Below are 779 nucleotides of genomic sequence, written 5' to 3' on the forward strand. Positions count from 1 at the left end.
CTCCCCCCGGCGTTCCCCAACTGGGGGGCGAGGGGAGTCTCGTGCGGCGTGGCCCGCTCTTCTCCCCTCTCCCTCAGGGAGAGGGGCCGGGGGTGAGGGTGTGCGAGCCTTCGCACGCCTCCGATCGCAGCGGAGTCGACCCGGCGTGACTTGATGCGAACTCGCGCGATGGGGACTGTCGGCGGTGTTCGTTCGGCGTCTCGAGTCGTCCGCCATGGCCGTGCCTGCACAAGAAGCCGAGTCTCGCACCGCTCGTGCCCGTCGATTGCGGCGGGACGCGCCGCGGCCGGAACGGCGCCTGTGGACTTTGCTGCGCGATCGACGATTGAAGGGGCTGAAGTTTCGCAGGCAGCATCCGATCGGGCCGTTCTACGCGGACTTCTGCTGTCTGCGTCCGAAACTCGTCGTCGAAGTGGACGGCGCCAGTCACGACGGCCGCGGCGACTCCGATCACGCCCGAGAAGCCTGGATTCGCGACGCCGGGTTCGCCGTGCTGCGGGTCTCGAACGACGACGTTCTCCGCGACCCGGAGGCGGTCTTGATCGCCGTGGCCCGTGCCGCGGGGCAGGACGTCTCGAACTGGCAATAAACAAATCGGCCTGCGGGGAAGTCTTCCCCCCTCTCCCTCAGGGAGAGGGGCCGGGGGTGAGGGTGTGCGAGCCCTCACACGCTCTTGGCCAGAGCGTTTCCGAGCGACACAGCGTCCCGGACGCTCGATGCAGCGGGATTCTTAGGGCAATCGGTCGATTCTAGCCCCCTCACCCCCTTTTGGGGAGAGG

Annotated in this window: 1 protein-coding gene; it reads left to right on the forward strand. The window is 68.0% G+C overall.

The genetic code is table 11. From position 1 onward, the window contains the following. Positions 1–214 precede the first annotated feature (214 nt). Positions 215–589, forward strand: a complete 375-nt coding sequence (locus LzC2_RS21585; RefSeq protein ID WP_171190078.1) for an endonuclease domain-containing protein — start codon at positions 215–217, stop codon at positions 587–589. The last annotated feature ends 190 nt before the right edge of the window (positions 590–779 follow it).

This window comes from Alienimonas chondri, from assembly GCF_013036045.1.
Taxonomy (GTDB): Bacteria; Planctomycetota; Planctomycetia; order Planctomycetales; family Planctomycetaceae; genus Alienimonas; species Alienimonas chondri.

Coding starts and splice junctions, on each gene's coding strand:
- LzC2_RS21585 (WP_171190078.1), top strand. CDS start 215: ATGGCCGTGCCTGCACAAGAAGCCGAGTCTCGCACCGCTCGTGCCCGT.